Raw genomic sequence first — 23685 nt, 5'->3', positions numbered from 1 at the left:
GCAAGGCGCCGAAGCCGCTCAAACCCGGAACGACTCGCCGCAGCCGCAGCGATCTTTTTCGTTGGGGTTGTTGAACTGGAAGCCTTCGTTCAAGCCCTGGCGCACGAAATCAAGCTCGGTGCCGTCCACGTAGGCCAAGCTTTTGGGATCGACCAGAATCTTGACGCCGTGGCTGTCGAACACATGATCTTCATCAGACGCTTGATCGACGAATTCGAGCTTGTAAGCCATGCCGGAGCAGCCGGTGGTCTTGATGCCCAGGCGCACTCCCAGCCCCGCACCCCGCTTGGCGAGATGGCGCTGCACCTGCTCGGCCGCGCGCTCGGTCAATGTGACTGACATCTTCGGTTCCCTCGATTCCCTTGGTCTACGTCTAATTGAGCGCGCTCAGGCTGCCTGGGCCTGCTCAGTGGCTAGCGCTTGCCCGGCAGTACGACCATGACGCTGCTGATAATCGCTCACTGCGGCCTTGATGGCGTCTTCGGCCAGGATGGAGCAATGAATCTTGACCGGCGGCAGCGCCAATTCTTCGGCGATCTGGCTGTTGCGAATTTCAAGCGCTTGATCGAGCGTCTTGCCCTTGACCCACTCGGTCACCAGCGAAGACGAGGCTATGGCCGAACCGCAGCCGTAGGTTTTGAAGCGGGCATCTTCGATCACGCCTTGATCGTTGACGCGGATCTGCAGCTTCATCACATCGCCACACGCCGGAGCACCCACCATGCCGGTGCCGACCTGCGGGTCGTCCTTGGCAAAAGAGCCCACGTTACGCGGGTTTTCATAATGGTCCACCACTTTGTCACTGTAAGCCATGATCTTGTCCTCCTCGAAGCGCTCGCCAGAAGCGGCGAACGACACATCCAATAATTCCGATATCTATTGTCGGCTATTTGCACAACCCTGATGCAGATAGGCGCTTAGCCGCAAGGAGCTCAGTGCGCCGCCCACTGGATGGTGCTGATGTCGATGCCTTCCTTGTACATGTCCCAGAGGGGCGAAAGATCACGCAGCTTGGCCACGCTCTCGCGCAGCTGACGCACGGCGGAGTCGATTTCCTCTTCGGTGGTGTAGCGACCAATGGTCATGCGCAGCGAGGAATGCGCCAACTCATCGCTGCGGCCCAGGGCGCGCAACACATACGAGGGCTCCAGGCTGGCGGAAGTGCAGGCCGAGCCGCTGGATACTGCAATGCCCTTGATCGCCATGATCAGCGATTCGCCCTCGACGTAGTTGAAACTGATGTTGAGGTTGTGCGGCACGCGGCGCTCCAAGTCGCCGTTCACATAAACCTCTTCGATGTCTTTGAGGCCGTCGAGCAGGCGCTGCTGCAGCATGCGGGCGCGCTCGATGCTCGCGCCGAGTTCGGCCTTGGCAATGCGAAACGCCTCGCCCATGCCCACGATCTGATGCGTGGGCAGCGTGCCCGAGCGCAGGCCGCGCTCGTGTCCGCCACCGTGCATTTGTGGAATCAGCCGCACCCGCGGCTTGCGCCGCACATACAGCGCACCGATGCCCTTGGGGCCATAAGTCTTGTGCGAAGCCAAGCTCATCAGATCGACGGGCCAAGTTTGCAGATCGATCACCATCTTGCCGGTGGCCTGCGCCGCGTCGACATGAAAAATGATGCCGCGCTCACGGCAGATGCGGCCGATTTCCGGAATGTCCTGAATCACGCCGATCTCGTTGTTAACCAGCATGACCGAAACCAGAATGGTGTCGGGCCGCAGCGCCGCCTTGAATACGTCGAGGTCGAGCAGGCCGTTGGGCTGCACGTCGAGATAGGTGGCCTCGAAACCCCGGCGCTCCATTTCGCGCACGGTATCGAGCACCGCCTTGTGCTCGGTCTTGACGGTGACGATGTGCTTGCCCTTGCCTTGATAGAACTCCGCAGCGCCCTTGATGGCGAGGTTGTTCGACTCGGTGGCACCGGACGTCCAGATGATTTCCTTGGCGTCGGCGTTGATCAGCGCGGCCACTTGCTCGCGAGCCTTTTCCACCGCAGCCTCCGCCTCCCAGCCCCAAGCATGACTGCGCGACGCCGGGTTGCCGAAATGCTCGCGCAGCCAGGGAATCATGGCATCGACCACCCGCGGGTCCACGGGCGTGGTTGCGGCGTAGTCCATGTAAATCGGAAGATGAGGCGTGGTGGACATGGTGGGAATGCTCAGTGGAAATGCTCAGGATGTGTGCTCGTTATCGGCGAAAATTCATCGCGAAATGCACCCGACACGTACCCGGCGCGCAGCGCCGGGCTCAAATCTCTTGAAACCAGGCTTAATTCAAAGTCTGCGCGAGGTTGAACACCGAGTTCGGCGCCTTGACCTTGATCGGCTTGGCCGTCACCGGCAGCGGAGACACGGGTTTACGGGTGATGGCCACCTCTTCCACCGTGACCCCCTTGGCGAGGTTCTGCTCGACCAACCCTTTGAGGTTGACCGAATCGAGAAACTCCACCATCTTGGCATTGAGCTGCGCCCAGAGGTCGTGCGTCATGCAGGGGCCGTTGTCTTCGCCGTTGCAGTTTTCCTTGCCGCCGCACTGAGTGGCGTCGAGAGGCTCGTCCACGGCGATGATGATGTCGGCAATGCTGATTTCTTCCGATTTGCGCGAAAGCGTATAGCCGCCTCCGGGGCCGCGCACGGAGTCCACCAGCTCATGACGGCGCAGTTTGCCGAACAGCTGCTCCAGATAAGAAAGGGAAATATGCTGGCGCTGGCTGATGCCGGCCAGAGTTACGGGGCCGAGATGTTGACGCATGGCCACGTCGATCATCGCGGTTACGGCAAAACGTCCTTTGGTGGTCAGTCGCATGGCGGCTCTCCTCAACATGAATGATGGCCAGTTGCAACGTCAGGGCGACCGCCTTGGGCAGGCTTGCAGCAGACATTACACAGTGCCGGAATGGAAAATACCCGACGAAACTAGTGGGCCAATTCTACAAATCCCGATCTTTTTCGTCAACATCTCAGACTTTTCCCCAGCCCCAAAGTTCCAAGGCGGAAGGCAATTTTTTCTGTGATGGCTGCGTGGGTATTCAAGCCGTCTGGTTTATGCTTGGCTTGAAATCAATCCAATGAATAGATCAAACTCATGCGACTGACCCTGCGGCAAATGGAAGTGCTGGTGGAGATTGCACACAGCCGCAGTGCCACCGCCGCAGGCGACACCCTGTCGATGTCGCAGTCCGCCGTCAGTGCGGCGCTGGCGGAACTGGAAGCGCAGCTCGGTGAACGCGTCTTCGACCGGGTTGGCAAACGGCTGGTGCTCAATGACTCCGGCCGCCTGCTGTTGCCCCGCGCCATGGCCATCCTCGACCAGACCCGCGGGATCGAAGCGCTGTTCAGCGCGGGCGCCGCGGCGCTGCGCATCGGCGCGAGCAGCACCGTGGGCAACGCCATTCTGCCGGGCATCATGGCGGAGTTCTGCCGCGAGTTTCCCGCCGCGCAGTTCTGTCTGCGTGTGGGCAACACCCAGGCCATCGCCGAGGCCGTAGCGCAGTTCGAGGTCGATCTCGGGCTCGTCGAAGGCGCCTGTCACCGCGACGACCTGGCCATTGCACCGTGGCTGCGTGATGCGCTGGTCGTGGTTTGCGCCCCTGACAGTTCTCTGGCGGGCCGTGAGGTCAGTCTGGACGAGTTGCGCACAGCCCGCTGGCTGCTGCGTGAGCCGGGTTCGGGCACCCGCGAAACCGTCGAAACCCTGCTGCTCGAACATTTGCACGGCTTCGAGCGGGCCATGGTGCTGGGTAGTTCGGAGGCCATACGCGGCGCGGCCATCGCCGGCCTGGGGCTGACCTGTATTCCCCGCCGATTGGTGCGCGATGCGCTGGATCACGGCCACCTCGTCACCGTGCGCAGCCCGCTGCCGCCCATGCACCGCACGCTCTACATCGTGCATCACCAGAAAAAGACCTTCTCCCAGCCGCTGCAACGCTTTTTGCAGTTCTGCCAGAACTGGCAGGACGATTCTTTTGTTTCTACTCCTGGCTGATTCACAAAGCCTTGTCCCATGAACTCAGCTCCCAACACCCCTGCCGCAACCGCCGCCCCCCGCCTCACCTCGCTGTCGCATGGCGGCGGTTGCGGCTGCAAGATTGCGCCGGGCGTCCTGTCCGAAATCCTGAAAAAGCACGCGCCGCTGCTGCCCAGGCCTGAGGCCCTGCTGGTCGGCAACGAGTCTGCGGATGATGCGGCGGTGTATCTGCTCAACCCCGAACAGGCGCTGATTGCCACGACCGATTTCTTCATGCCCATCGTGGACGATCCCTTCGATTTCGGACGGATCGCCGCGACCAACGCCATTTCCGACATCTACGCCATGGGCGGCACGCCCATCATGGCGCTGGCGCTCGTGGGCATGCCCATCGGCGTGGTGCCGCTGGATATCGTGGGGGACATTTTGCGGGGCGGTGAGACCGTTTGCGCGCAGGCCGGCATTCCCATTGCGGGGGGGCACAGCATCGATTCGGTCGAGGCCATTTACGGACTGGTGGTCATGGGTCTGGCGCACCCCAGCCACATCCTCCGCAACGACAGCGCCCGACCCGGCGACGTGATCGTGCTGGGCAAACCGCTGGGCGTGGGCATTCAGTCGGCTGCGCTCAAAAGCGAAGCGCTCGATGCCGCGGGCTACGCGCGCATGATTGCCAACACCACGCAGCTCAACACCCCCGGCAAGAAGCTGGCCCTGCTGCCCGGCGTGCATGCCCTGACCGACGTCACTGGTTTCGGCCTGCTCGGCCATCTGCTGGAAGTCTGCCGCGGCTCGGGACTGCGGGCGGACGTGCGCTTCGCCGATGTGCCCCTCATCGAAGGCGTGGTGGAGTTGGCGAACGCCGGCCACATCACAGGCGCATCGCGCCGAAACTGGGCCAGTTATGGCGGCGAAGTCGCGCTTGCCGCCGATCTGCCGCCGCTGGCTCAAACGCTGCTCACCGATCCGCAGACCTCCGGCGGCCTGCTCGTGAGCTGCGCGCCGGAGCAGGTTGACGAGGTGCTGCGCGTCTTCCGCGACGAAGGCTTTGCCCAAGCCGCCGTCATCGGCCTATTGAAAGCGGGCACTCCGGGCATTGACGTGCGCGCCTGAGCGCCGCTGCCTCTTATCCCTCTCCTTGCACGCCGCGGCGATTACCGCCGCCGCGCGCAAGACTGCTTCACCCCCTGCTCTGCGGGCAAACCCGAGCCCGGAAATTTCAGTTCGCATCTGTTACATCTTTATACTTCCGCCGCGGACTGTTTCAGATCTGTCATGCGATAAAGCCTTGCCATGACACTTCTCTGAACAAACAGCCGTCAACGACTCGTTCACAAAACAATCGGGAGATGTCTTGAACGCCTTACTTGCCCTATCCCGCGGGATTGACTGGCTCAACGAGCGCGTGGGCCGCTTTGCCCTCTGGCTCATTCTTGCTTCGGCCATCATCAGCGCACTCAATGCGGTCGTACGCAAAGTCTTCGACTACAGCTCGAATGCCTTTCTGGAAATTCAGTGGTATCTGTTCGCCGCGGTGTTTCTCCTGGCGGCCGGATATACGTTTTTGCACAACGAGCATGTGCGCATCGACGTGCTCTCCAGCAAGCTCTCGCCGCGTGGGCGCAACTGGATCGACATCATCGGCATCGTGTTCTTTCTGTTTCCCTTCGTGGTTGAAACCGTGCGGCTTTCGCTGCCCACGGTGATCAACGCCATCGCCTCGGGCGAGATGTCGAGCAATGCCGGCGGGCTGATCCGCTGGCCGGTTTACATCCTCGTGCCCATTGGCTTCTCGCTGCTCGGGCTGCAGGGCGTGTCCGAGCTGATCAAGCGCGTGGCATTTTTGCGCGGGCTGATCGACGACCCGCTGGTGAAGAAAAACGAAAAAACGGCAGAAGAAGAACTGGCCGAATTCATGTTGGCGCAGAAAAAAAACGAGGCCCAATAAATGACCGCCTTTCTCATTGCGAATATCGCGCCCATCATGTTCGCGGCGCTGGTGCTGTTTTTGCTGGTCGGCTTTCCGGTGGCGTTCAGCCTGGCAGCCTGCGGCCTGCTGTTCGGTTTCATCGGCGTGGAACTCGGGCTGATGCCGCAGGCGCTGCTCGAAGCCATTCCGCTGCGCATCATCGGCATCATGCAGAACGACACCCTGCTGGCCATTCCCTTCTTCACCTTCATGGGCCTGCTGCTCGAGCGCAGCGGCATGGCCGAAGACCTGCTGGAAACCATCGGCCAGTTGTTCGGCCCGATTCGCGGCGGTCTGGCGATCGCGGTGATTTTTGTCGGTGCGCTGCTGGCGGCAACCACGGGCGTGGTGGCGGCTTCGGTGATCTCGATGGGCCTGATCTCGCTGCCCATCATGCTGCGCTACGGCTATGACCGCCGTCTGGCCTCGGGGGTGATCGCCGCTTCAGGCACGCTGGCGCAGATCATCCCGCCGTCGCTGGTGCTCATCGTCATGGCCGATCAGCTCGGCCGCAGCGTGGGCGATATGTACAAGGGCGCGTTCATCCCCGGATTCGCGCTCACGGGTTTATACCTCGCTTACGTCGTGGGCGTGACCTTGATTAAGCCGCAATGGGCCCCGGCGCTGCCCCCCGAGGCCCGCACCATTCGCGAGCCCAACGGTGACAGCGGCCTGCGTTCGCTGGGCATTCTGTTCGGTGTGGTGTTGATTTCCAGCATCGTGCTGGCCCGCAACTACAGCGCGCTGCTGAGCTGGCGCGCGGGGCACGAAGTGATTGCTGCGACGGATGAAACCATCGTCGTGGCCATGACCTTCGGCGTGATTCTTTCGCTGGTGCTGTCTCTGCTCAACCGAGCCTTCCGACTCAATCTGTTGTCGCAGATGGCCGAACGCGTGACATTCGCTCTGGTGCCGCCGCTCACGCTGATCTTCCTCGTGCTGGGCACCATTTTCCTGGGCGTGGCCACGCCCACCGAAGGCGGCGCGATGGGCGCCGTGGGCGCGCTGATCATGGCGTTCAGCCGCAAGCGGCTCAATATGAATCTGCTCAAGCAGGCGCTCAACACCACGACCAAGCTCTCCACCTTCGTGTTGTTCATTCTCATCGGCTCCACGGTGTTCAACCTGGTGTTCCAGGGACTCGATGGCCGCGTCTGGGTGGAGCATCTGCTCACCAGCCTGCCAGGCGGTGTGCTGGGCTTCCTCATCGTCGTGAACATTCTGGTGTTCGTATTGGCCTTCTTCCTCGACTTTTTCGAGCTGTCGTTCATCATCATTCCGCTGCTTGGCCCTGTCGCGGAGAAGCTGGGCATCGACCTGATTTGGTTCGGCGTGCTGCTGGCGGTGAATATGCAGACCTCGTTCATGCACCCGCCCTTCGGGTTTGCGCTGTTCTACCTGCGCAGCGTCGCGGCCAAGGACGACTACACCGACAAGGAGACCGGCAAGCGCATCGCCCGCGTGACCACCGGACAGATCTACTGGGGTGCGGTGCCCTTCGTGCTGATCCAGATCATCATGGTTGGCCTGGTCATTGCCTTCCCGGGTCTGGTCACCAGCGGCCTGGACCATCATGCTGAAGTCGATATCAACAAGGTGCAGATCATTGGGCCGTCTGATGACAACAGCTATGAGTCCATCGCCCCGCCGAGCTTTGGTGCATCAGAGGCCGCCCCGGCCGAAGGTGGCAGTGCACCAGCCGCTGTAGAGGAAGACCCCGCCGCTGCGGTGATGCGCTCGCTGCAGGCCGAGCCATCGGCGAGTGGGGCAGCGAAATAGCGCGGTTGTCGCCCATGAAAAAGGCCCGGAATTCCGGGCCTTTTTCGTTCCTGGCATCAACGCAGGGTTGCGTCAGCCCTCGTCGGCGATCAGTTGCTTGAGGTCGTGCACAAACGCGGCGGGAGGATTGGTGTCAGAACCCAGCAGATGAATGCGTCCACTGCGACCAAAAATGTAAACCCCCGCGCTGTGATCCACCACATAGTTCCCCTGCGCATCGGGCTTGCCATAGCTGAAGGCCACGCGATAGCGCCGAGTCAAATCATCGATCTGTTTGATGGTGCCGGTCAGGCCGACGGCGTTGGGGCTGAATGCCGCGGTGTACGCCTTGAGTATGGTGTTGGAGTCGCGCTTGGGGTCCACGCTGACGAACAGGATACGGACATCCTTGCCCTGCGGGCCAAGCTGCTGCACCACATTCGACATGAGCTGCATGGTGGTCGGACAAACATCGGGGCAATGGGTGTAGCCGAAGTAGAGCAAAACAACCTTGCCCTTGTAGTTCTCCGCCGTGACCTTCTGCCCCAGATCGTTGGTGAGATTGAATTCGAGATTGGGCATCACGCCGGTGATGTTGCTGAGCTGCCAGGTCTGGTTGTTGTGGTGCCCGCAGCCCGCCAGCGGCAAGGCCAGCGCTCCCAGCAAAACGAGGCGGCGCGACAGGAATCGAGATTGAGACAAGATGGGGGGCAACGTCATGGTGAATTTCGCAAAAAACGTTCGTTTTCAAACAGGCTCGCATTGTGCCGTGTCCGGGCTCGGATGAGCGTCACAACTCGCGTCACAACTCTTTACCAGGCAAGGCGCAACCAAACGTCACCCAGCCACTCCAAAGCGCTCTGACTGCATCTGGAGTGTGCCATGTCCAAGCGCGCCCTTCTCAAAGCCCTGCTGGCCGGTGGGCTGACCACCCTGGCCACCGCGGCACTCACGGTTCACGCGGCCAGCGCGCCTCAAGCGCCGCTGATGGCGATCAATGTGCTGCATATCGCCCCGCTCGATCATCACGCATTGCCCCTGACCGCCCTGCCGCCGGGACAAGGTGTGATGGTGGTCAATGACACGCATCGTCCCTTGCAGGTCAAGGGCTTCGCACGCGGCAGCGCCTGATCGCCGTCAGATCAGCGCCGTCAAACCAGCTTTTGCCACCAGCTTTTGTGGGCGTCGGCAAGAAGCTGGTGCACGTCGTGGGCGATGCCTTCGGACGGCGTGAGTTCGGTGCCGATCAAGCGGCCATTGCCGTGGGGGCCGAACACATAGATCGCCGCACTGTGGTTGACCACATAGTTGCCATGCGCATCGGGCTTGCCGTAGGAATAGCTGACGTGATAGCGACCCGCCAGCGTTTTGGTCTGCGCCACGGTGCCGCTCAGACCGATGGCGCTGGACATGAAGGCGTGCACATAGGCATCGAGCACTTTGGGCGTATCGCGCTTGGGATCGACCGTGACGAAGATCACCTGCACGTCCTTGCCCTGCGGTCCCAGCAGTTGCTCGGCCCGGGCGAGGTGCGCCATGGTGGTCGGGCAGACGTCCGGGCAGTGGGTGTAGCCGAAATACAGCACCACCACCTTGCCGAGAAAGTCCTTGGACGACTCCAGCTTGCCGCTGCTCGAAGCCATATCGGTGAATTGCAGCGGCTGCATGATTTTCGGACCGATGTAGTCCATCGCCCATTTCTGTTCATGCGGCTGCTGGGCACAACCTGAGAACGCCAGAACCAGCGCGCTCATCAACATCCATTTGAAAGCAACCATTCCCCCAGGCTCCCGATCTTTGTTTCTGTGCTGTGGTGGAGTCTGCCGACAACGTGCGAGTTCGGCGCAAACACATGCACGCACAGACTTCACATTCTGTCAGCCCCAGGGAAACTCCTGATCGGACAAACTCAGCCCAACTGTAAAGTGAGGCGTCTAATTCAATGTATTACAGCAGCGCACTGACATCGAAGCCGACCCGTTGCGCCACTTCCCGGTGCAATCCACCGCTCACAAGTCGCCTGACTGTCCACGGGGCCCTACCACATCATGTTCTCTTCCCATCTGCACACAGATCCAGGGCAAACGCGCCCCATCCTCTCATTTGCCGTCGTGGGCGTGCTGCTGGTCAGCTTGTTCTGCGGCGGCCTGGCGACCCGCCAGGCCGAGGCCGCGCCGACGCCTGCGGTCGCATCCGCAGCGCCCTTGCTCATGGGCTTTCAGTTTGGACTGGCCGCTGAGAACCAACAAGCCCTGAATGTCATCGGGCAGACACTCAGCGATGTCGTCAGCAACGCGGTCAACCGCAAGGTATTGTGGTTGCCGAACTTCGACCTCAAGACCGCGGAGGCGAGTTCCGACGCGAGCCGCTACAGCTTTGCCTTTGTCAAACCGCCCAACCTGACCGCCGCCCTGCTGGCCAAGGGCTGGCAGCTGGTTGCCGTGGGCAAAGACACGATGCACTTCGGCACCGATCTAATCGCCCGGCAATGTCCCAATCAGGCCGGGAAAATTCTCGTTGGCGGCAGCAGTCTGAGCGTGCTCGGGCTCAGCACCGCTGTGCCGGAGACCTGCATCTCACCCGACGCGGTGTGGAATTCGCCGTCGGCGGTGTTGCTTGCGCCGCAAAAGGGTAGCCTGGTGGACATGATTGCGCAAAAGCTATGGCTGGAGCATGCCAAGCAGCTGCCCAAAGTCGTTCACGTCAAAACGCAGAATGCGGTCACAGGTCTGATGCGCGACATGCATGTCGCGGCCATCGGGGTGGTGACCCCCGTCGTATCCAAGCAGTGGCTGGCCGAAGGCGGCGTGTTGTTGCAGCATCAGCCCATGCCCATGTGGGCCGTGCTGGCCGCCCCAAGCGTGCCGGAGGACTCGGTGGCCAAAGTGCGCGCCGATTTACTCGGCGCCGCTTCGGAGCGGGCCAACAAAGCCCTGGGCATCACTGGATGGGAAGTCGGCAGCCCGAAGGCCTATGCCGACTTCCTCAAGTGGCTGAAAAGCTGAACGCTCCGCCCTTCAGCCGGTCACCCTGGCAGGTGTTCAGCCCCGTTCGAACACGATCTGGCCGTTTTTGAGCTTGACCGGAATCACGTCCTTCGGGCCGAAGCGGCCTTCGAGAATCAGCTTGGCCAGCGGGTTCTCGATGCGCTGCTGAATGGCGCGCTTGAGCGGCCGTGCGCCGAACACCGGATCGAAGCCTTCTCGGGCAATCTCGGCCAGTGCTTCGCTGCTGACATCCAGCCGCATATCGAGCTGCGCCAGTCGCCCTTCCAGACCGCGCAACTGGATGCGCGCGATATCCGCGATCTCTTTCTCCCCCAGAGCGTGGAACACCACCACCTCGTCGATGCGGTTGAGAAACTCCGGACGGAAATGCGCCTTCACCTCCTCCCACACCGCATCGCGAATGGCCTGCTGCGGTTGGCCGCTCATCGCCATGATCTGATGCGAGCCCAGATTGCTGGTCATCACGATCACGGTGTTCTTGAAGTCCACGGTGCGGCCCTGGCCGTCGGTGAGCCGCCCGTCGTCGAGCACCTGCAGCAGCACGTTGAACACGTCCGGATGCGCTTTCTCTACCTCGTCGAACAGCACCACGCTGTAGGGCTTGCGGCGCACGGCTTCGGTGAGGTAACCGCCTTCGTCATAGCCCACATAACCCGGCGGCGCACCGATGAGACGGGCAACCGAATGCTTCTCCATGAACTCGCTCATGTCGAGGCGCACGATGTGCTCGTCGGTGTCGAACAGGAACTCGGCCAGTCCCTTGGTCAGTTCGGTCTTGCCCACGCCCGTCGGGCCGAGGAAGAGGAAAGAACCATAGGGCCTGCGCGGATCGGACAGACCGGCGCGCGAGCGGCGAATGGCGTCGGACACCGCGCGAATCGCCTCGTCCTGCCCCACCACGCGGCGGTGCAGGCGCTCTTCCATGTGGACCAGCTTGTCGCGCTCGCCCTGCACCAGCTTGGACACCGGAATGCCGGTCGCGCGTGACACGACCTCGGCGATTTCCTCCGCGCCCACCTGGGTGCGCAGCAGGCGCCGCGCCTGCGGCTGGTCGCCATCCGCGGTTTCCTTGGCCTGCGCCTCATGCAGCTTGCGCTCCAGTTCAGGCAGACGGCCGTATTGCAGCTCGGCCACTTTGTTGAAATCGCCCTTGCGCTTGAGTTCCTCGATCTCGAAACGGATTTTGTCGATCTCTTCCTTGATCGCGGCCGAACCCTGCACCGCGGCCTTTTCGGCCTTCCAGATTTCGTCCAGATCGGCGTACTCGCGGTCGAGCTTGGCGAGTTCTTCCTCGATCAGCGCCAGACGCTTTTGCGAGGCTTCATCCTTCTCGCGCTTCACCGCTTCGCGCTCGATCTTGAGCTGAATGCGCCGGCGATCGAGCTTATCCATCGCCTCCGGCTTGGAGTCGATCTCGATCTTGATCTTGGCCGCGGCCTCGTCGATCAGGTCGATGGCCTTGTCCGGCAGAAAGCGGTCGGTGATGTAGCGGTGGCTCAGCTCCGCCGCGGCGACGATGGCCGGGTCGGTGATTTCCACCCCATGGTGCACCTCGTACTTCTCCTGCAGGCCGCGCAGGATGGCGATGGTGTCTTCCACGCTGGGCTCATCGACCATCACCTTCTGGAAGCGGCGCTCCAGCGCGGCGTCCTTCTCGATGTACTTGCGGTATTCGTCGAGCGTGGTCGCGCCGATGCAGTGCAGTTCGCCGCGTGCCAGCGCCGGCTTGAGCATATTGCCCGCATCCATCGCGCCTTCGCCCTTGCCCGCGCCGACCATGGTGTGAATCTCGTCGATGAACACAATGGTCTGCCCAGCGTCTTGCGACAACTCCTTGAGCACGTTTTTCAGCCGCTCCTCGAACTCGCCGCGAAACTTGGCCCCGGCCAGCAGCAGAGCGATATCGAGCACCAACAGGCGTTTGCCGCGTAGGCTATCGGGCACCTCGTCGTTGACGATGCGCTGCGCCAGCCCTTCGACAATGGCCGTCTTGCCCACGCCCGGCTCGCCGATCAGCACCGGGTTGTTTTTAGTGCGGCGCTGCAGCACTTGGATGGCACGGCGAATTTCGTCGTCTCGGCCGATCACCGGATCGAGCTTGCCCTGGCGCGCGCGCTCGGTGAGGTCGATGGTGTATTTTTTCAGCGATTCGCGCGCACCTTCGGCCTCGGCGCTGTTGACGTTCTGCCCGCCGCGCACCGCCTCGATGGCCGACTCCAGCGACTTACGGGAGAGGCCGTTTTCACGCGCGATGCGCCCGGCCTCACCCTTGTCGTCGGCCACAGCAAGCAAAAACAATTCGCTGGCGACGAACTGATCGTTGCGCTTGGTGGCTTCTTTCTCGGTGAGGTTGAGCAGGCCATTGAGCTCGCGGCTGACCTGCACATTGCCGTCCGTGCCTTCGACTTCCGGCAAACGGTCGATGGCCTGCGCGGTGGCTGCCGTCAACCCCGGCACATTCACCCCGGCGCGTGCGAGCAGCGCTTTGGGGCCGTCCTGGCCGAGCAAGGCATGCAGCAGATGCACCGGCTCGATATAGGCGTTGCCGTGATTGACCGCAAGCGATTGCGCCTCGGCCAATGCCTCCTGAAACTGGGTGGTGAGTTTTTCGATCCGCATGGAATCCTCCGTCTTGAACTGCCCTGTAGATACGGCGTCAGGAAGATATTTTCAAGCGCGACGGTGTCAGGGCAGTTGATCTGACACGGCAAACAGGCGCATCCTCAGCGCTTGAGTTTGGCGAAGGCGGCCGCCATGGCGGTGTTCTGCGGAGACGGTGCGGCGCCCGCGCGATGGCTGCCCGTGCGGCCGCCCTCCTGGCGTTCACGCGGACGGGACTGGCCCTGCCCGCCCTGCGGGCGCGCCGCATCGCGCGCCGGGTCGGCCGGCCGCATCGACAGCGCGATGCGCTTGCGCGCCACATCCACCTCAACCACACGCACCTTGACGATGTCGCCCGTCTTGACCACCTCGCGGGCGTCGTTCACGAAGCGCTGCGCCATTTGCGAGACATGCACCAGCCCGTCCTGATGCACGCCCAGATCGACGAACGCGCCAAACGCGGTGACATTGGTAACCGTGCCTTCGAGCTGCATGCCCGCTTCGAGCTGCTTAATGTCGTGCACGCCATCGAGCAGCTTGGCCGTGCGGAATTCGGGGCGCGGATCGCGGCCGGGTTTTTCCAGCTCGGCCAACACATCGCGCACGGTGAACGCGCCGAAGCGGTCGTCCACGAACTGCTCGGGGCGCAGGCGCTGCAGCGCATCCCGATTGCCCATCAACAGGCTGATCGGCTGGCCTGCCGCAGCCAGCACCTTTTCCACCAGCGGATAGCTCTCAGGATGCACTCCGGTGCGGTCCAGCGGATTGTCACCGCCGTTGATGCGCAGAAAACCTGCGGCCTGCTCGAAGGTTTTGTCGCCCAGGCCGCGCACCGCCCTGAGTGCCTCGCGGTTGGCGAAGGCGCCGGTCTGGTCGCGGTGCAGCACGATCTGCTCGGCAATGCGCGCACTCAGGCCCGCCACACGGGCCAGCAACGGCGCCGAGGCGGTGTTCAGGTCGACGCCGACGGCGTTCACGCAGTCTTCGACGATTGCGCCGAGCTTGCGCGACAGCGCGGTCTGGTTCACGTCATGTTGGTACTGGCCGACGCCGATGCTCTTGGGGTCGATCTTCACCAGTTCGGCCAATGGGTCTTGCACCCGGCGGGCGATGGACACCGCGCCACGCAGGCTCACGTCCAGATCGGGAAACTCGCGGCTGGCCAGACTGCTGGCCGAATACACCGAGGCGCCGGCCTCGCTCACCGTGAGCTTGGTCAAGCCCGGCTGGTTGGCGTTGCGCAGCAGTTCGGCGGCGAGCAGATCGGTTTCGCGGCTGGCCGTGCCGTTGCCAATGGAGATGAGTTGCACGCCGTGGCGTTGCACCAGCGCCGCCAGGGTGGCGAGTGCGCCTTGCACGTCGCGCCGCGGCTCGAAGGGGTAAACCGTGGCGGTATCGAGCAGTTTGCCGGTAGCGTCGACCACGGCGACTTTCACCCCGGTACGAATGCCGGGGTCGAGTCCCATGACCACCTTCGGCCCGGCAGGGGCGGCCAGCAGCAGGTCGCGCAAATTGGCGCCGAATACATCGATGGCCACCGCCTCGGATTGTTCGCGCAGGCGCGACAGCAACTCGCGCTCCAGCGTGAGGGAGAGTTTGACCTTCCAGGTCCACTGCATCGCGCGGCGCAACCAGTCGTCTGCCGCGCGGCCCTGATGGCTCCAGCCCAGCAGCACGGCAAGACGCCCCTCGGCCAGGGCAGCCAGCGTCGGTGCGACCGTGCCTTCAGGCATTGGCGGCAGGTCGATGCGGGCATCGAGCACCTCTTGCGCCCGCCCGCGCAACACGGCCAGGGCGCGGTGCGAAGGCACTTTGTCCAGCGGCTCGGCGTAGTCGAAATAGTCGCGGAATTTGGCGCCTTCTTGCTCTTTTCCGGCGCGCAGCTGGCTGATCAGGTGGCCGGTCTGCCACAGCCATTCACGCATCGGGGCGACCACCGCCGGGGCTTCGGCCCAGCGTTCACTCAGAATGTCGCGGGCGCCGTCGAGGCAGGCCTGCGGGGTGGAGGTATCTGCCGCCTCGGTGCTGTCCTGCGGGCGGACGAAACCCGCCGCCGCCTGCAGCGGATCAGTCTGCGGCTGCAGCCAAAGCAGATCGGCCAGCGGCTCCAGCCCGGCCTCGCGGGCTTTTTGCGCCCGAGTGACGCGGCGCGGCTTGTAGGGTAGGTAAAGGTCTTCGAGTTCCTGCTTTTGCCCAGTCGCGCTGATGGCGGCCTGCAGTTCGGGCGTGAGCTTGCCCTGCTCGGCGATGGACTGCAGCACCACGGCGCGGCGGTCTTCGAGTTCGCGCAGATAGAGCAGGCGCTCTTCCAGCGTGCGCAGATGGTCGTCGCTCATACCGCCCGTCACCTCTTTGCGATAGCGGGCAATAAAGGGCACCGTGGCCCCGCCATCCATCAGTTCGATGGCCGACTGAATCTGCTGCGCCGGAAGCTGCAGTTCGGCGCTGAGCGCCTGCAGCACCCGCCGAGCGGCGGCCTGCGGGTTGGCATACGGATTCTGGGAAGCGGTATCGGCAGCGGTCATGGCGGATCAGAAGACAGGCAAAAGCCCAGCAGTCTAACCAGCCCGGACCCGCTCCGACATGGTTTACAGCGCGTTCACCGGCAGCTTGAGATAGCTGACCCCATTGGCTTCGGGTTTGGGCATTTCACCGGCGCGCACATTGACCTGCACCGAGGGCAGGATGAGCGCGGGCATGTTCAGCGTGGCGTCGCGCTTTTTGCGGAAAGCGACGAACTCCTCCTCGGTGGTCTGGGCATTGAGCTGGACATTGCCCTCACGTTCGGCCTGCACCGTGGTCTGCCAGATGGGGTCGCGGCCGCCGGGCATGTAATCGTGGCAAAGGTAGAGCTTGGTCTGCGGCGGCAGGCTGTAGAGCTTGTGCACCGATTGGTAAAGCACATGCGCGTCGCCGCCCGGGAAGTCGCAGCGCGCCGTGCCGTAGTCGGGCATGAACAGAGTATCGCCGACAAAGGCGCTGTCGCCCACCAGATAGGTGACGCAGGCGGGCGTGTGGCCGGGGGTATGCATCACCCGGGCTTGCAGCTTGCCAATGGCAAAGGTCTCACCGTCCTTGAACAGATGATCGAAGGGCGAACCGTCCGTAGGCATGGTGCTGTCGTTGAACACCTGACTGAACACCTTTTGCACGTCCTGAATGTGTTCGCCAATCGCGATCTGGCCGCCGAACAGCTTTTTGAGATAGGGCGCGGCGGAGAGATGGTCGGCATGGGCATGACTTTCCAGCAGCCAGTCCACCGTGAGCCCCTGCTCGCGCACGTAGGCGGCGATCTGGTCGGCGAAGTCGGTTTTGGTACGACCCGAGGCGTAGTCGAAGTCGAGCACGCTGTCGAGAATTGCGCAGTGGCGAGTTTCGGGGTCGATGATGCAATGGGTCGCCGTAAAGGTGGGCGCGTGAAACCAGCTCTGAACGGTGGGGGTCTGCGTACTCATACGGGTATCTCCTAGGCGAAATGCGTTGCAGAAACACTATAGAAAAGAATATATTGTTTTTCCATTAGTAGTTACCTGATTAAGTGAGCCATGTCAATGTCAAGCACGCAAGATTTTGAGATTCCCAGCGTCGAGCTCATGCGGCGCAACTCGGAACAGGCGGGCGCCTTGTTGAAAACCCTGGGCAATCCTGACCGTTTGCTCATTTTGTGTCAGATCAACCGCGGGGAGATCTGCGTCAGCGACCTGGAGGTGGCCTGCGACGTCAGCCAGCCCACGCTCTCGCAGCAGCTCACCGTGCTGCGTGCGCAAGGCCTGGTGAAAACCCGTCGGGAGGGCAAGCGGGTGTATTACAGCCTGGCCAGCCCGGCAGCCAGCGCGGTGCTGATGACCCTCTATCAGATTTACTGCCACGGCGGCAACGAACCGCCTGGCAAATGAGTTGGTACCGCGACGCTCGCATGTCGGCGCGGTACGGCAAACGGCCTGACCAGAATACTGGCTGGCGTCAATAAAACCAGAGACAAACATGCCCATGTCACGAAGGAGAGACAAATGTTCAACATCGATTGGGCGCATTTCACGCCCGGCACGGCCATTCTCGGCGGGGCGCTGATTGGCGCGGCAGCGGGCGCCATGGCGCTGGGCGGCGGCAAGATCGCCGGGATCAGCGGCATTTTCGGCGGCGCCATCAACGAAGCCCTGCAGGCCAAACGCCCCACGCCATGGCGGCTGTGGTTTCTCGGCGGACTGATCGCCGCTTCGTTCATCTGGGTGATGTTCCGCCCGGTGCCCGGCGCACATTACGGCGAGACGTGGCCGGTGATTGCGATCGGCGGATTGATTGTGGGCTTCGGCACCCGGCTGGGCTCGGGTTGCGCCAGCGGCCATGGCGTCTGCGGGCTGTCCCGGTTTTCGCCGCGCTCGATGGCGGCAGTGGGCACCTTCATCGGCATGGGCATGGCGACCACGTTCGTCATGCGCCACATCCTCGGAGGGGCCTGAGCCATGAAAACCCTCGCCTTTCTCAGCGGCATCGTGTTCGGTATCGGCCTTCTCGTGTCGGGCATGACCGATCCCGCCAAGGTCATTGCCTTTCTCGACATCGCCGGGCCTTGGGACCCGAGCCTGATTCTCGTCATGGTCACTGCGGTGGTCGTCGCACTGGTGCCCATGCAACTGGCGCAACGACGCGCCCGATCGCTCGTCGGCGAAAAAATCGCCTTTCCATCGACCAAGGGCATCACCGGAAAGCTCATTCTGGGCAGTGCCATTTTCGGCATCGGCTGGGGCATGACCGGCCTGTGCCCGGGGCCCTCGCTCGCATCGTTGGCCGCCTCGACCTGGCAGGAATGGCTGTTTTTCAGCAGCATGGTCGCGGGCATGATCGGCTTCGAGTTGTGGCAGCGCATGGGCCAACGCACGCGCAGTGCGCCGGCCGCGCCGCTGGTCGCAGCGACTTCGCGCAAAACCTGAGCGCGTTGCCACCACTCGACCACCGTTGCCTGCCTGCCGGGCGCGGTGGTTTTTTCGTGGCCTCACCCCTGCGATAGCCGGGTTTTGATCTGATGCAGAGCCGACCTGGCCGCGCCAGTTAAAATTTTGACCCTTTGATACATCCGGTTCCGCAAATGACTTTCGTCGTTACTGAAAACTGCATCCGCTGCAAATACACCGACTGCGTTGACGTCTGCCCGGTGGACTGCTTCCGTGAAGGTCCCAACTTCCTCGCCATCGATCCCGACGAATGCATTGACTGCGCCGTGTGCGTGCCCGAGTGCCCGGCCAACGCGATCTACGCCGAAGAAGACGTGCCGGGCGATCAGCAAGCCTTCATCAAGCTCAACGCCGAGTTGTCTCGCCAGTGGCCCAGCATCACCAAACGCAAAGCCGCACCCGATGACGCGGACGAGTGGAAAGACAAGCCCGACAAGCTGCAATTCCTGCAGCGCTGATCTGCTCACCGCGCACGTTCTAACTCTATCGGCGGCCGTGTTGCCGCCTTGATCTATTTCTCAAGACCCTCTCGCATGGACCTATCCAACGCCTCTCCCGTTTCAGTCGCGGCCGACATCATTGAAACGGACGCCGTCATCATCGGCGCAGGCCCGGTCGGCCTGTTCCAGGTGTTCGAGCTCGGCCTGCTGGAGATCAAGGCCCACGTCATCGACACCCTGGCTCACCCGGGCGGGCAATGTGTCGAGCTCTACCCCGACAAACCGATTTACGACATTCCCGCCGTGCCGGTGTGCACCGGGCAGGAGCTGACCGACAACCTGCTCAAGCAGATCGAACCCTTCGGCGCCACCCTCCACCTCGGGCAGGAAGTCACTGTACTGGAACGCCAGGCCGATGGCCGCTTCCTCGTGGAAACCACCAAATCCACCCGGCTGCTCGCCAAGACCGTGTTCATCGCTGCCGGGGTGGGCTCTTTCCAGCCCCGCACCCTCAAGGTGGACGGACTCGATAAATTCGAAGGCAGCCAGTTGTTCTACCGGGTTCGCAATCCGGCGCAGTTCGCCAACAAAAACCTGGTCATCGTGGGCGGCGGCGACTCGGCACTCGACTGGGCGTTGCACTTCGTTCAGTCCAGCGAAAACAAGCCGGAAAGCGTCACACTCATTCATCGCCGCGACGGCTTTCGCGCCGCCCCCGCATCCGTCGCGCAAATGCACACCCTTTGCGAACAGCACGAGATGCAATTCCTCGTCGGCCAAGTCAGCGGCTACGAAGAAAATGCCGAGGGTCAGCTGCACATGATCAAGGTCACAGGCAACGACGGCATCACTCGCCGCCTGCCGCTCGATATGTTGCTCGTCTTTTTCGGCCTGTCTCCCAAACTGGGCCCGATCGCGGAATGGGGGCTGGAAATCGAGCGCAAGCAACTCGTCGTCGACACCGAAAAATTCCAGACCAGCATCCCCGGTATTTTTGCGGTGGGAGATATCAACACCTATCCCGGCAAAAAGAAACTCATCCTCTCCGGTTTCCACGAAGCCGCCCTCGCCGCATTCGGCGCAGCGCCCTTCATCTTCCCGGAGAAAAAAATCCACCTGCAATACACCACCACCAGCCCGAAACTGCACAAGGTTCTCGGGGTGGAAACGCCAGTGTTCGACTGAGCGTCTTCGCGCATCACTGCGAAATCTATTGACGTCAGATTGATTGCGCGGTATAGTTTTGTGCTTTGCTGTTCCTCGATAGCTCAGTCGGTAGAGCGCCGGACTGTTAATCCGTAGGTCCCTGGTTCGAGCCCAGGTCGAGGAGCCACAGAATACAGAGAAAAATCAAGGCCTTACAGCTTTTGCTGTGAGGCCTTTTTTATTTTTCAAGCCGAAAACAGGGCATGTCAGCGCTTAGCGGTCTAAAACCTTGCATGAGGCGGCTGGTTCAGCCGCCTCATGCAAGCAGTTGTGCAGACTGTCCCTAATTCACTGGCGTGAGTTTGGCGATGTTCAGCGCGAGCCACTTGGCGCCGTGACGGTTGAACTTGACTTGGGCTCTGGCGTCTTCGCCGTTGCCTTCCAAGCTGAGCACGACGCCCTCACCGAATTTGTTGTGAAACACGGCCTGACCGATGCGCAGGCCGTGCGGGCGTGCTCCTGACGAACTTGCTCCCCTCACGCCTGCCGGAGAAAACCCAGTGCTTGAGGGTGATCCGGCGTTGGAAGTCGCGGGCGTGAACGACGGCACCGACACTTTTGGGGTGTAACTCCAACTGCTGTGCTGATCGGTACCGAAACCGCCGCCGAACCCCGGCTGTTTGGCGCTGAGCCACTTGAGCGATTCGGCCGGAAGTTCGTCAAAGAACCGGCTGCGCAGGTTGTAGCGCGTCTGGCCGTGGAGCATGCGGGTCTGGGCCAGGCTGAGGTAGAGGCGCTTGCGCGCGCGGGTGATGGCCACATACATCAGCCGACGCTCTTCTTCCACGCCATCGGTTTCGCTCAGCGCGTTTTCGTGCGGGAACAAGCCTTCTTCCAGCCCGGTAATGAACACGGCGTCGAACTCCAATCCCTTGGCCGCGTGGACGGTCATCATCTGAATGGCGTCCTGTCCGTTCTGCGCCTGGTTGTCGCCGGCTTCGAGCGCGGCGTGGGTGAGAAAGGCGGTCAGCGGCGAGAGGGTTTCGCCGGTGGCGGGGTCGATGCCGTCTGTGGCGGCGAAGCTGTCGGGCGCGGCTCCAAGCGCCTGACGCTGCTGCGCCGTCGCCTGTAGGCCAAAGCCTTCCTGGGTGACGAAGGCGGCAGCGGCGTTGACCAGTTCCTCCAAGTTTTCCAGCCGCTCCTGACCCTCGCGTTCCTCGCGGTAGTGGGCGTTGAGGCCGCTGGCTTCGAGCACATGGCGCACTAGTTCGGGCAGGCTCATCGCGGCGGTCTGAAAGCGCATCTGCGCCACTAGATCGAGAAAGGCCTGCAGGCTGGCTGCACCACGCCCTCCGAGGGCGTCCACGGCTTCGCTCAGTGGCGTGGCGCGCAGACGGGCGGCGTCTTGCAACTGCTCCAGAGTGCGCGCCCCGATGCCGCGCGCCGGGAAGTTGACCACGCGCAGGAAGGCGGTGTCGTCCTGCGGGTTGTCGAGCAGGCGCAGGTAGGCCAGCGCATGCTTGACCTCCGCTCGCTCGAAAAACCGCAGACCGCCATACACGCGGTAAGGCAGGCCGGCATTGAACAGCGCCCCTTCGATGACCCGCGACAGCGCGTTGGCGCGATACAGCACGGCGATCTCGCTGTGCACGAGCCCATCTCGCAGCAATTGCCGGATTTCCTCGATCAGCCACTGGGCTTCGGCATAGTCGCTCGGCGCCTCGAACACACGTACCGGCTCGCCCGCCCCTGCTTCGGTGCGCAGGTTCTTGCCCAGGCGGCGAGCGTTGTTGGCGATCAGGGTGTTGGCGCTGTCGAGAATGTGGCCGTGCGAGCGGTAATTACGCTCCAGCTTGATGAGGTGGCGCACACGAAACTCGCGTTGGTAATCGTCCATGTTGCCAGCATGCGCCCCGCGAAAGGCATAGATGCTCTGATCGTCGTCGCCCACGGCAAACACGCAAGCGCCCTGCGCGTCCTCCGGTCCGGCAAGCAGTTTGAGCCACTGGTATTGCAGGCGGTTGGTGTCCTGAAACTCGTCCACCAGGATGTGCCGGAAGCGCTGGCGGTAATGCGAACGGATGGCGGCGTTGTCGCGCAGAATCTCGTAGGAACGCAGCAACAGCTCGGCAAAATCGGCCACGCCGTCGCGCGTGCATTGGGCCTCGTAAGCCAGGTAGATCTCGGCCAGTTGTCGGCTTTGCTGATCGCGCGCTTCCACATCGCCCGGACGCAGACCCTGATCTTTGGCGCCGTTGATGAACCATTGCACCTGCTTGGGCGGGTGGCGTTCATCGTCCACATTCAGCGCCTTGAGCAGCCGTTTGATGCTGGCGAGCTGATCCTGGATGTCGAGAATCTGAAAAGTCTGCGGCAACCCGGCCTCGCGCCAGTGCGCCCGCAGAAAGCGGTTGCACAGACCGTGAAAAGTGCCGATCCACATACCCCGCACCGGGATGGGCAGTTGCGCCGACAACCGCGCCATCATTTCCTTCGCCGCCTTGTTGGTGAAGGTCACGGCCAGAATGCCTGCGGGCGTGACTTGCCCGGTGGAAATCAGCCAGGCAATGCGCGTGGTGAGCACCCGCGTTTTGCCGCTCCCGGCGCCGGCGAGGATCAGGGCATTTTCAGCAGGCAGGGTGACAGCGGCGTGCTGCTCGGGATTGAGTTGTTGGATGAGGGCGGACATTGCGGAATTCTAGGAGCCCGAGCGGCTCCTGGGGTGCCGAAGCGATGTGCATCGGCCTAGAATAAGTCACCGGGCCGCAAATTTCTTGCCGCCCGGTTTTTTGTGCGCGCTGCCAACGTGCGCCGCTTCTGGAGACTGTGATGGACATCTTCGACTACGACAACATTCTGCTGTTGCCGCGCAAATGCCGGGTGGAGAGCCGCAGCCAGTGCGACCCGTCAACCGAGTTTGGCGGGCGGCGCTTTCGCCTGCCGGTGGTGCCGGCCAATATGAAAACCGTGGTCGATGCCAACGTCTGTCGCTGGCTGGCGGCCAATGGCTACTTTTATGTGATGCACCGCTTCGATGTGGATGTCGCGGCCTTCGCCCGCCAGATGCGCGATGCCGATTTGTTCATCTCGATCTCGCTGGGCGTCAAGGAAGACGACAAGGCGCTCATCGACCAACTCGCCGCCGAGGGCACGGGCGCCGACTACATCACCATCGACATCGCCCACGGTCATGCCGACAGCGTGCGGCGCATGATCGCGCACATCAAACACAAGCTGCCGCAAGCCTTCGTCATCGCCGGCAATATCGGCACCCCCGAGGCGGTGATCGATCTCGAAGCCTGGGGCGCCGATGCGACCAAGGTGGGCATCGGCCCGGGCAAGGTGTGCATCACCCGCATGAAAACCGGCTTCGGCACCGGCGGATGGCAGCTCTCGGCGCTGAAGTGGTGCGCGCGAGTGGCGACCAAACCCATCATCGCCGACGGCGGCATCCGCGAACATGGCGACATCGCCAAGAGCGTGCGCTTCGGCGCCAGCATGGTGATGATCGGCTCTATGCTGGCCGGCCATGAAGAGTCGCCGGGCAAGATTGTGGAAGTCGATGGCCAGTTGTTCAAGGAGTATTACGGCAGCGCCTCCGAATACAACAAGGGCGCCTACCGCAACGTCGAGGGCAAACGCATTCTGGAGCCGCTCAAGGGCCGCCTGGCCGACACCCTGCGCGAAATGGAGGAAGACCTGCAAAGCTCCATTTCCTATGCCGGGGGCACGCAACTCGCCGACATCCGCAAGGTCAACTACATCATCCTCGGCCAGAACAATGCCGGCGAACATGTGCTGATGTAAGCCGCTTGCAGGGGGCTGGGAATAGCATCTGC

At 62.4% G+C, this 23685-nt stretch carries 22 protein-coding genes and 1 tRNA gene; 13 read left to right on the top strand and 10 right to left on the bottom strand.

Annotation, left to right across the window (positions count from 1 at the left end; translation table 11 throughout):
• Positions 1-18: 18 nt before the first annotated feature.
• The 4 genes from iscA to iscR all read right to left on the bottom strand — a co-directional run bounded on the left by iscA (position 19) and on the right by iscR (position 2811).
• The gene (gene iscA, locus B3H47_RS00365; RefSeq protein WP_286985354.1) at positions 19-342 is read right to left on the bottom strand and encodes an iron-sulfur cluster assembly protein IscA; all 324 of its coding nucleotides are present in this window, start codon (positions 340-342) and stop codon (positions 19-21) included.
• 45 nt (positions 343-387) lie between these two features.
• Positions 388-813 carry a Fe-S cluster assembly scaffold IscU gene (iscU, locus tag B3H47_RS00360; RefSeq protein WP_286985353.1) on the bottom strand — a complete coding sequence of 142 codons (426 nt, stop codon included), beginning with the start codon at positions 811-813 and terminating at the stop codon, positions 388-390.
• Between the two features lie 119 nt (positions 814-932).
• Positions 933-2153, bottom strand: coding sequence for an IscS subfamily cysteine desulfurase (locus B3H47_RS00355; RefSeq protein WP_013105369.1), 1221 nt, complete (start codon positions 2151-2153; stop codon positions 933-935).
• Positions 2154-2274: 121 nt separating this feature from the next.
• Positions 2275-2811: a Fe-S cluster assembly transcriptional regulator IscR gene (gene iscR / locus B3H47_RS00350; RefSeq protein WP_013105368.1), complete on the bottom strand. Its 537-nt coding sequence runs from the start codon at positions 2809-2811 to the stop codon at positions 2275-2277.
• Between the two features lie 279 nt (positions 2812-3090).
• Between iscR and B3H47_RS00345 the strand changes: the two genes are divergently transcribed.
• The 4 genes from B3H47_RS00345 (at position 3091) to B3H47_RS00330 (ending at position 7720) form a co-directional block, all read left to right on the top strand.
• Positions 3091-3990: a LysR family transcriptional regulator gene (locus B3H47_RS00345; protein ID WP_286985352.1), complete on the top strand. Its 900-nt coding sequence runs from the start codon at positions 3091-3093 to the stop codon at positions 3988-3990.
• Between the two features lie 18 nt (positions 3991-4008).
• Positions 4009-5085: a selenide, water dikinase SelD gene (gene selD / locus B3H47_RS00340; protein ID WP_286985350.1), complete on the top strand. Its 1077-nt coding sequence runs from the start codon at positions 4009-4011 to the stop codon at positions 5083-5085.
• 241 nt (positions 5086-5326) lie between these two features.
• The gene (locus B3H47_RS00335) at positions 5327-5920 is read left to right on the top strand and encodes a TRAP transporter small permease subunit (RefSeq protein WP_276707664.1); all 594 of its coding nucleotides are present in this window, start codon (positions 5327-5329) and stop codon (positions 5918-5920) included.
• Complete coding sequence (locus tag B3H47_RS00330) at positions 5921-7720, top strand: TRAP transporter large permease (RefSeq protein ID WP_286728732.1); 1800 nt, start codon at positions 5921-5923, stop codon at positions 7718-7720. It abuts the gene before it with no gap.
• Between the two features lie 72 nt (positions 7721-7792).
• On the opposite strand, the gene B3H47_RS00325 is transcribed toward B3H47_RS00330, so the two are convergent.
• Positions 7793-8419 (bottom strand): SCO family protein, encoded by a 627-nt coding sequence (locus B3H47_RS00325; RefSeq protein WP_013122748.1) that lies wholly within the window; start codon positions 8417-8419, stop codon positions 7793-7795.
• A 162-nt stretch (positions 8420-8581) separates the two neighbouring features.
• Between B3H47_RS00325 and B3H47_RS00320 the strand changes: the two genes are divergently transcribed.
• Positions 8582-8830: a hypothetical protein gene (locus B3H47_RS00320; protein WP_286728734.1), complete on the top strand. Its 249-nt coding sequence runs from the start codon at positions 8582-8584 to the stop codon at positions 8828-8830.
• A gap of 20 nt (positions 8831-8850) precedes the next feature.
• Here B3H47_RS00320 and B3H47_RS00315 read toward each other — a convergent pair whose 3' ends face one another.
• Positions 8851-9477, bottom strand: coding sequence for an SCO family protein (locus tag B3H47_RS00315; protein WP_276727250.1), 627 nt, complete (start codon positions 9475-9477; stop codon positions 8851-8853).
• Positions 9478-9747: 270 nt separating this feature from the next.
• On the opposite strand from B3H47_RS00315, the gene B3H47_RS00310 reads away from it, so the two are divergent.
• Positions 9748-10704, top strand: coding sequence for a hypothetical protein (locus tag B3H47_RS00310; RefSeq protein WP_286728736.1), 957 nt, complete (start codon positions 9748-9750; stop codon positions 10702-10704).
• A gap of 36 nt (positions 10705-10740) precedes the next feature.
• Here B3H47_RS00310 and clpB read toward each other — a convergent pair whose 3' ends face one another.
• From clpB to B3H47_RS00295, 3 genes are all read right to left on the bottom strand, one after another.
• Positions 10741-13326 (bottom strand): ATP-dependent chaperone ClpB, encoded by a 2586-nt coding sequence (gene clpB / locus B3H47_RS00305; protein ID WP_286728737.1) that lies wholly within the window; start codon positions 13324-13326, stop codon positions 10741-10743.
• A gap of 104 nt (positions 13327-13430) precedes the next feature.
• Positions 13431-15833 (bottom strand): Tex family protein, encoded by a 2403-nt coding sequence (locus B3H47_RS00300; RefSeq protein WP_286985346.1) that lies wholly within the window; start codon positions 15831-15833, stop codon positions 13431-13433.
• A gap of 63 nt (positions 15834-15896) precedes the next feature.
• A complete protein-coding gene (locus B3H47_RS00295) occupies positions 15897-16763 on the bottom strand; it encodes an MBL fold metallo-hydrolase (protein WP_013105357.1) in 867 nt (288 codons plus the stop codon).
• Positions 16764-16853: 90 nt separating this feature from the next.
• Between B3H47_RS00295 and B3H47_RS00290 the strand changes: the two genes are divergently transcribed.
• From B3H47_RS00290 to B3H47_RS00265, 6 genes are all read left to right on the top strand, one after another.
• A complete protein-coding gene (locus B3H47_RS00290) occupies positions 16854-17204 on the top strand; it encodes an ArsR/SmtB family transcription factor (RefSeq protein WP_013105356.1) in 351 nt (116 codons plus the stop codon).
• 114 nt (positions 17205-17318) lie between these two features.
• Complete coding sequence (locus B3H47_RS00285) at positions 17319-17768, top strand: YeeE/YedE family protein (protein WP_286985344.1); 450 nt, start codon at positions 17319-17321, stop codon at positions 17766-17768.
• Positions 17769-17771: 3 nt separating this feature from the next.
• Complete coding sequence (locus B3H47_RS00280) at positions 17772-18239, top strand: DUF6691 family protein (RefSeq protein ID WP_286985342.1); 468 nt, start codon at positions 17772-17774, stop codon at positions 18237-18239.
• Between the two features lie 155 nt (positions 18240-18394).
• Positions 18395-18718 carry a ferredoxin FdxA gene (gene fdxA / locus B3H47_RS00275; protein ID WP_013122740.1) on the top strand — a complete coding sequence of 108 codons (324 nt, stop codon included), beginning with the start codon at positions 18395-18397 and terminating at the stop codon, positions 18716-18718.
• A 75-nt stretch (positions 18719-18793) separates the two neighbouring features.
• Positions 18794-19885, top strand: coding sequence for an NAD(P)/FAD-dependent oxidoreductase (locus tag B3H47_RS00270; protein ID WP_286985340.1), 1092 nt, complete (start codon positions 18794-18796; stop codon positions 19883-19885).
• Positions 19886-19957: 72 nt separating this feature from the next.
• Positions 19958-20033: transfer RNA gene (locus tag B3H47_RS00265), tRNA-Asn, on the top strand.
• 156 nt (positions 20034-20189) lie between these two features.
• Here B3H47_RS00265 and B3H47_RS00260 read toward each other — a convergent pair.
• Positions 20190-22535, bottom strand: coding sequence for a UvrD-helicase domain-containing protein (locus tag B3H47_RS00260; protein WP_286985338.1), 2346 nt, complete (start codon positions 22533-22535; stop codon positions 20190-20192).
• Between the two features lie 140 nt (positions 22536-22675).
• Here B3H47_RS00260 and B3H47_RS00255 point away from each other — a divergent pair, with 140 nt between their 5' ends.
• Complete coding sequence (locus tag B3H47_RS00255; protein ID WP_013105331.1) at positions 22676-23653, top strand: GMP reductase; 978 nt, start codon at positions 22676-22678, stop codon at positions 23651-23653.
• Positions 23654-23685 lie beyond the last annotated feature (32 nt).

Origin of the sequence: Thiomonas sp. UBA7699 (assembly GCF_002482605.1) — a bacterium.
Taxonomy (GTDB): Bacteria; Pseudomonadota; Gammaproteobacteria; order Burkholderiales; family Burkholderiaceae_C; genus Thiomonas; species Thiomonas arsenitoxydans.
The sequence above is the reverse complement of the archived record's forward strand: the minus strand, read 5'-3'. Positions and strand labels throughout refer to the sequence as shown.

Excerpts from the sequence above, each read along its gene's own strand:
- iscA (WP_286985354.1), bottom strand. The coding sequence starts at position 342 with ATGTCAGTCACATTGACCGAGCGCGCGGCCGAGCAGGTGCAGCGCCAT.
- iscU (WP_286985353.1), bottom strand. The coding sequence starts at position 813 with ATGGCTTACAGTGACAAAGTGGTGGACCATTATGAAAACCCGCGTAAC.
- B3H47_RS00355 (WP_013105369.1), bottom strand. The coding sequence starts at position 2,153 with ATGTCCACCACGCCTCATCTTCCGATTTACATGGACTACGCCGCAACC.
- iscR (WP_013105368.1), bottom strand. The coding sequence starts at position 2,811 with ATGCGACTGACCACCAAAGGACGTTTTGCCGTAACCGCGATGATCGAC.
- B3H47_RS00345 (WP_286985352.1), top strand. The coding sequence starts at position 3,091 with ATGCGACTGACCCTGCGGCAAATGGAAGTGCTGGTGGAGATTGCACAC.
- selD (WP_286985350.1), top strand. The coding sequence starts at position 4,009 with ATGAACTCAGCTCCCAACACCCCTGCCGCAACCGCCGCCCCCCGCCTC.
- B3H47_RS00330 (WP_286728732.1), top strand. The coding sequence starts at position 5,921 with ATGACCGCCTTTCTCATTGCGAATATCGCGCCCATCATGTTCGCGGCG.
- B3H47_RS00325 (WP_013122748.1), bottom strand. The coding sequence starts at position 8,419 with ATGACGTTGCCCCCCATCTTGTCTCAATCTCGATTCCTGTCGCGCCGC.
- B3H47_RS00320 (WP_286728734.1), top strand. The coding sequence starts at position 8,582 with ATGTCCAAGCGCGCCCTTCTCAAAGCCCTGCTGGCCGGTGGGCTGACC.
- B3H47_RS00315 (WP_276727250.1), bottom strand. The coding sequence starts at position 9,477 with ATGGTTGCTTTCAAATGGATGTTGATGAGCGCGCTGGTTCTGGCGTTC.
- B3H47_RS00310 (WP_286728736.1), top strand. The coding sequence starts at position 9,748 with ATGTTCTCTTCCCATCTGCACACAGATCCAGGGCAAACGCGCCCCATC.
- clpB (WP_286728737.1), bottom strand. The coding sequence starts at position 13,326 with ATGCGGATCGAAAAACTCACCACCCAGTTTCAGGAGGCATTGGCCGAG.
- B3H47_RS00300 (WP_286985346.1), bottom strand. The coding sequence starts at position 15,833 with ATGACCGCTGCCGATACCGCTTCCCAGAATCCGTATGCCAACCCGCAG.
- B3H47_RS00295 (WP_013105357.1), bottom strand. The coding sequence starts at position 16,763 with ATGAGTACGCAGACCCCCACCGTTCAGAGCTGGTTTCACGCGCCCACC.
- B3H47_RS00290 (WP_013105356.1), top strand. The coding sequence starts at position 16,854 with ATGTCAATGTCAAGCACGCAAGATTTTGAGATTCCCAGCGTCGAGCTC.
- B3H47_RS00285 (WP_286985344.1), top strand. The coding sequence starts at position 17,319 with ATGTTCAACATCGATTGGGCGCATTTCACGCCCGGCACGGCCATTCTC.
- B3H47_RS00280 (WP_286985342.1), top strand. The coding sequence starts at position 17,772 with ATGAAAACCCTCGCCTTTCTCAGCGGCATCGTGTTCGGTATCGGCCTT.
- fdxA (WP_013122740.1), top strand. The coding sequence starts at position 18,395 with ATGACTTTCGTCGTTACTGAAAACTGCATCCGCTGCAAATACACCGAC.
- B3H47_RS00270 (WP_286985340.1), top strand. The coding sequence starts at position 18,794 with ATGGACCTATCCAACGCCTCTCCCGTTTCAGTCGCGGCCGACATCATT.
- B3H47_RS00260 (WP_286985338.1), bottom strand. The coding sequence starts at position 22,535 with ATGTCCGCCCTCATCCAACAACTCAATCCCGAGCAGCACGCCGCTGTC.
- B3H47_RS00255 (WP_013105331.1), top strand. The coding sequence starts at position 22,676 with ATGGACATCTTCGACTACGACAACATTCTGCTGTTGCCGCGCAAATGC.